Origin of the sequence: Halovulum marinum (assembly GCF_009697225.1) — a bacterium.
Classification (GTDB): domain Bacteria; phylum Pseudomonadota; class Alphaproteobacteria; order Rhodobacterales; family Rhodobacteraceae; genus Halovulum; species Halovulum marinum.
This window is the reverse complement of record NZ_WIND01000050.1, coordinates 1-4,841: the sequence shown is the minus strand read 5'-3', so window position 1 is coordinate 4,841 and position 4,841 is coordinate 1. Positions and strand designations below refer to the sequence as shown.

The following is a 4,841-nucleotide window of genomic DNA, read 5'->3' as shown; positions in this document are numbered from 1 at the left end:
GCCGCCGGTGAGGGGTTATCTACGGATCCACACCCCGACTCGCAAGACCAAAATGCGCTTTTCAGGCATTTTTTTGGTCGAAGCGCCTCAAGCCCATGACGGTCAACGATTTTTCGGGATCGTACCGGGCTCGCGGGTGCCCGCGCCGCCCAGCGCGAACAGCCCGGCAAGGCCGCACATGGCGATCGGGAACAGGGTGAAGAATCCGACCCCGAAGGCCCAGTACATTGCCGCCGCCGCGCCCAGCAGCAGCACCGCGCCCATGAACGGGCGCAGCACCGCCATCGCCCCGCCCGAGATCGCCAGCAGCGGCGCGATCACCCCCATGACGCGCAGCGTCTCGGCGTTTTCCGGGCGGACGGCGAACTCGGCGCCCTCCGACTCGACCCAGCCGGTGAAGGCGATCCAGCCGGCGACCGAGATCCCGACGATCAGCCCCAGTATACCGCCGATGATGCCCAGAATGACCGCTGCCTGTTTCATGCCTGCTCCCTGCGCTGCGTGTTCTTCAGATATGAAGGGCGCGCGGGGTTCCAAGCCTGGCGCGCGATGAAGCCGTCGATCTCGGGGGCGTAGCAGCGCACGGTCGCGGCCGGCGGCAGCGCGTCCGTCGCCAGGATCCGGCGCAGGCGGCCGGCGGCGCGGTCCTCGGCGCGGCAGACGCGCAGCTCGGCGATGGCGTAGCCGCGGGCGCGCAGGCAGGCCTGCAGCCGGGCGCGCCGCTGCACCGGGTCGGCGGTGCGGGCGGCGTCGGTGATCCGGTCCTGCGGCAGCGCCGCGCCGGCGCCGATCGCCGCCAGCTCGCACGCCTCCAGGTCGGCGGCGCGCGCGGCGACCGGGGTGCCGGTCTTCCAGATCACCTGGGCATAGTCGGCGCCGGGGTCGGCCGGCGTCTCCGCGGCGCAGGCGGCCAGCGCCAGCGCCGCGGCAAGCCCGATGCGCACCGCTGTCGTCAGGCGCTGGCCGGCGGCTGAGTGGTCAGCATGCCGCCCTGGCTGGGATCGAGGCAGATGATGCTGTCCAGCGGCGGCTGCACGTTCGGCCGCACCACCAGCGTGCCGCGGCTGAAGTCGGCCTGGCGGCAGACCGGCAGTTCGGTGACGGTGTAGCCCTTGTTCGACAGGCAGCGCTGCACGAAGCTCGCGACCTGCGCCGGATCGGTGCCGGCGGTGGCGTCGGCGATCTCGGCCTGGGTGGCGTTCGGCGGCAGGCCGCGGCCGCTGAGCTCGCATTCGTTGATGTCGTAGGCCCGCGTCACCAGCGGCGTGTTCGCCTTGTAGGTGAAGGGCGTGGTCGCCACCGGCGGCTGCTGCGACGGCGCCTGCAGCACCGGCGGCGTGGCGCAGGCCGCGACTGTCAGAAGGACGGGAAGGGTACGAAAGATCTGGCGCACGTGGTCATCCGTTTCGATTGCGGGTTGCGTGAGGCTGCAGCCTACACCAGCAACGCCGGGCAATGAACCCGCTGTCATGCGCGTTGTCCGGGCCGGCGGCGGCGCGACCTCGGGCCGCTGCCGGGCGACGGCAGGGGCGGCCCGGGCGGACGGCCCCGCCGGCTCGGTCCTTCGGCTCAGTCCTTCGGGCCGATCATCTGCTCGGGGCGCACCACGCGGTCGAATGTCGCCTCGTCCACGAAGCCCAGCCTGATCGCCTCTTCCTTCAGGGTCGTGCGGTTCTTGTGCGCGGTCTTGGCGACGGTGGTGGCGTTGTCATAGCCGATCTCCGGCGCCAGCGCGGTGACCAGCATCAGGCTTTCCCACATCAGCTGGCTGATCCGGCCCTCGTCCGCCTCGATGCCCGACACGCAGTTGTCGGTGAACGCGACCGCGGCATCGCCCAGCAGCTGCATCGACTGCAGCACGTTGTAGGCCATCATCGGCTTGTAGACGTTCAGTTCGAAATGTCCCTGGCTGCCGGCGAAGCCGACGGCGGCATCGTTGCCCATGACATGCGCGCAGACCTGGGTCAGCGCCTCGCTCTGGGTCGGGTTGACCTTGCCCGGCATGATCGAACTGCCCGGCTCGTTCTCGGGCAGCATCAGCTCGCCCAGCCCGCAACGCGGACCCGAGCCGAGCAGGCGGATGTCGTTGGCGATCTTGAACAGGCTGGCGGCCACGGTCTTCAGCGCGCCCGACATTTCCACCAGCGCGTCATGCGCGGCCAGCGCCTCGAACTTGTTCGGCGCGGTGACGAACGGCAGCCCGGTGATCTTCGCGGCCTCGGCGGCGAAGGCCTCGGCATAGCCGCTCCTGGTGTTCAGCCCGGTGCCGACGGCGGTGCCGCCCTGCGCCAGCGGCCAGATGTTGCCCAGCGCCGCCTCCACCCGCCTGATCCCCTGCTCGACCTGGAAGGCATAGCCGCCGAATTCCTGGCCCAGCGTCAGCGGTGTCGCGTCCATGGTGTGGGTGCGGCCGATCTTGATGATGTCCTGGAACGCCTCGGCCTTCGCGGCCAGCGCCGCGTGCAGTTTCTTGAGCCCCGGCAGGGTCACGTCGCGGGCGGTCATCGCGACAGCAATATGCATCGCCGTCGGGAAGGTGTCGTTCGACGACTGGCTCATGTTGCAGTGGTCGTTCGGATGCACAGGCTTCTTCGAGCCCATCTCGCCGCCCAGCATCTCGATCGCGCGGTTGCTGATCACCTCGTTCGCGTTCATGTTCGACTGCGTGCCCGAGCCGGTCTGCCAGACCACCAGCGGAAAATGATCGTCCAGCTTGCCGGCCACGACCTCTGCCGCCGCCTGCACGATCGTGTCGCCGATGCGCTTGTCCAGCTTGCCCTGCGCCATGTTCACGGTCGCCGCGGCCTGCTTGATCACGCCCAGCGCGCGCACGACGGCGACCGGCTGCCGCTCCCAGCCGATGGGAAAGTTCTTCAGGCTGCGCTGGGTCTGCGCCCCCCAGTACTTGTCGGCGGGAACCTCGAGCGGGCCGAAGCTGTCGGTCTCGGTGCGGGTCGCGGTCATGGGTCGGGGCCTCGTTCTGATTGGACGCCGGTTCTATAGCGACAGGAACCTGCAATTCCAATGTGCGTTTGATCCCAGTCATGTCGCGCCACACGCGTCCGCGCCAGGCTGGCGCGCAGCAGGAAAGGAAAACCGATGGACGAGCTGACGATCCCCTCCGACATCATGGACGATCTGATCGAGCGGATGCGCATCCACATGGCGCGCGAGGACGTGCCCGCCCCGCCCCGCCAGCCCGACGAGTCCGAGGACGAAAACTACGGCTTCAGCATGGAAAGCCGCGCCGGCGATCCGCAGCGCCGCGAACTGGCCGACGAGATCGCCGGCCTCGACGACGAGCACCAGGCCGAACTGGTGGCGCTGATGTGGATCGGCCGCGGCGATTTCGAGCCGGCCGACTGGTCGCAGGCGCTGCGCGAGGCCCAGGCCCGGCACGAGGGGCCGACCGCCGACTACCTGCTGTCGCACCCGCTGGTCGCGGATCACTGGGCCACCGGCATCGAGGCGCTGCGCGAGCAAGGCTGACCCGGCGGCGCCGGGCGCGGCAGGCGCGGTGCTTCCGGCTCGGTGCTTCCGGCTCGGTGCTTCCGGCTCAGTGCTTCCGGCTCAGTGCTTGCGGAACTGGTCCAGGCTGACGATGTCGCCGCCCTTCTTCTCGGCCGCGACCTCGGCCTCGCGCGCCGACGCCGACGATGACGACTGCGACGACGCCGACGACGGCGGAGGGCTGTCGCCGGTCTCGTCGCCGCCCGGCTCCTCGCCAGCGTCAAACCGCAGGCCGAACTCGACCGACGGGTCGACGAAGGTGCTGATGGAATCGAACGGCACTACCAGCCGCTCGGGGACCTCACCGAAATTCAGCGTCACCGCGAACCGCTCGCCGGCGACGGACAGATCGCCGAACCAGTCCTGCAGCACGATGGTCATCTCCTCGGGATAACGCGCGCGCAGGTGATCGGGGATGTCCACGCCCGGATGGGTGGTGTCGAAGGTGATGAAGAAATGGTGTTTTCCGGGCAGCCCGTGACGCGCCACCTCGGACAGCACGTCCGCCATCAGGCCGCGCAGCGCCTTGTGCATCAACCGACCGTAGTGGAATCGCTTGACCATGCTGGTTCCCCTTGATTCGGCGCCCAGCATAACCGGATCGTCCGCGCAGGAAAGGGGGTCGGCCGACCGCAACCGATGAACGGCGCCCGCCGCCGGGATGGTCGCGCCGCGTCTGCTGCGATGCCTCGCACATCGGCTGCGCCGCTTCGTTCCCGCAACCCCACCACCGCGGCGCGGCTTCGGCTCGGGCAAGGAATCTCGGGGCAAGGAATCTCGGGGCAACGAATCTCGGGGCAACGAATCTCGGGGCAACGAATCTCGGGGCAACGAATCTCGGGGCAGGAAATGAAGTGCAGGCTTCTGTTGCCAGGTGCCTGCGAACCCCGCCAGCCCTTGCTAGAGGACTGGGCTTGGATTTCGGTTTGGCTACCGCTTACGCGGCAACGGCCACCGGAGCGTGGTTGTCGTTGGCAACTATACGCTTTGAGCCGATAACGGTGGCATCCTGCCGAGTGAAAGCAAACACCTTTACACGTCCGTCGATCCTGTTTCGGCCCCATTCGCCCCCAACGAGGGATGTCTGGTGGAGCCGCCGGGTACCGCCCCCGGGTCCGATCCGCTTATTCCGTGCGCGTTTATCACCATAGCCCCTTGCGGGACATTGCTAATCTAGGGCCCGCCCGGCGCTCTTGCAAGGGCAACGGGCGCGACCGCCGTGCGGCCGCCCCGTCCCGCCTTCCAACTTCCCCAAAGGGTCTATTCCAGCTGAGTAGGTCTGAGAGCATGTTAAGGTGCTCTTATGGCTCAGAAAAACCGCTATCTGTTTC

At 68.4% G+C, this 4,841-nt stretch carries 6 protein-coding genes, 1 other RNA gene and 1 pseudogene; 2 read left to right on the top strand and 6 right to left on the bottom strand.

Going from position 1 to position 4,841, the window contains the following annotated elements; genetic code table 11:
- Window positions 1-102: 102 nt before the first annotated feature.
- From GE300_RS21845 to fumC, 4 genes are all read right to left on the bottom strand, one after another.
- Window positions 103-483, bottom strand: coding sequence for a hypothetical protein (locus GE300_RS21845; protein ID WP_154449677.1), 381 nt, complete (start codon window positions 481-483; stop codon window positions 103-105).
- Window positions 480-944 (bottom strand): protein kinase family protein, encoded by a 465-nt coding sequence (locus tag GE300_RS21840; protein ID WP_154449676.1) that lies wholly within the window; start codon window positions 942-944, stop codon window positions 480-482. Before GE300_RS21840 ends, GE300_RS21845 begins: the two co-directional genes overlap by 4 nt.
- An 8-nt stretch (window positions 945-952) precedes the next feature.
- Window positions 953-1,393: a hypothetical protein gene (locus GE300_RS21835; protein WP_154449675.1), complete on the bottom strand. Its 441-nt coding sequence runs from the start codon at window positions 1,391-1,393 to the stop codon at window positions 953-955.
- A 176-nt stretch (window positions 1,394-1,569) separates the two neighbouring features.
- Window positions 1,570-2,964 (bottom strand): class II fumarate hydratase, encoded by a 1,395-nt coding sequence (gene fumC, locus GE300_RS21830; protein WP_154449674.1) that lies wholly within the window; start codon window positions 2,962-2,964, stop codon window positions 1,570-1,572.
- A gap of 135 nt (window positions 2,965-3,099) precedes the next feature.
- Between fumC and GE300_RS21825 the strand changes: the two genes are divergently transcribed.
- Complete coding sequence (locus GE300_RS21825) at window positions 3,100-3,489, top strand: DUF3775 domain-containing protein (RefSeq protein WP_154449673.1); 390 nt, start codon at window positions 3,100-3,102, stop codon at window positions 3,487-3,489.
- Between the two features lie 81 nt (window positions 3,490-3,570).
- Here GE300_RS21825 and GE300_RS21820 read toward each other — a convergent pair whose 3' ends face one another.
- The gene (locus tag GE300_RS21820; RefSeq protein WP_154449672.1) at window positions 3,571-4,074 is read right to left on the bottom strand and encodes an SspB family protein; all 504 of its coding nucleotides are present in this window, start codon (window positions 4,072-4,074) and stop codon (window positions 3,571-3,573) included.
- Between the two features lie 131 nt (window positions 4,075-4,205).
- Between GE300_RS21820 and GE300_RS23955 the strand changes: the two are divergent.
- Window positions 4,206-4,349, top strand: a pseudogene (locus GE300_RS23955) (hypothetical protein); the annotation flags it as partial.
- Between the two features lie 14 nt (window positions 4,350-4,363).
- Here GE300_RS23955 and ssrA read toward each other — a convergent pair.
- Window positions 4,364-4,713: a transfer-messenger RNA gene (ssrA, locus tag GE300_RS21810) on the bottom strand.
- Window positions 4,714-4,841: the final 128 nt, after the last annotated feature.

Coding starts and splice junctions, on each gene's coding strand:
- GE300_RS21845 (WP_154449677.1), bottom strand. CDS start 483: ATGAAACAGGCAGCGGTCATTCTGGGCATCATCGGCGGTATACTGGGG.
- fumC (WP_154449674.1), bottom strand. CDS start 2,964: ATGACCGCGACCCGCACCGAGACCGACAGCTTCGGCCCGCTCGAGGTT.
- GE300_RS21825 (WP_154449673.1), top strand. CDS start 3,100: ATGGACGAGCTGACGATCCCCTCCGACATCATGGACGATCTGATCGAG.
- GE300_RS21820 (WP_154449672.1), bottom strand. CDS start 4,074: ATGGTCAAGCGATTCCACTACGGTCGGTTGATGCACAAGGCGCTGCGC.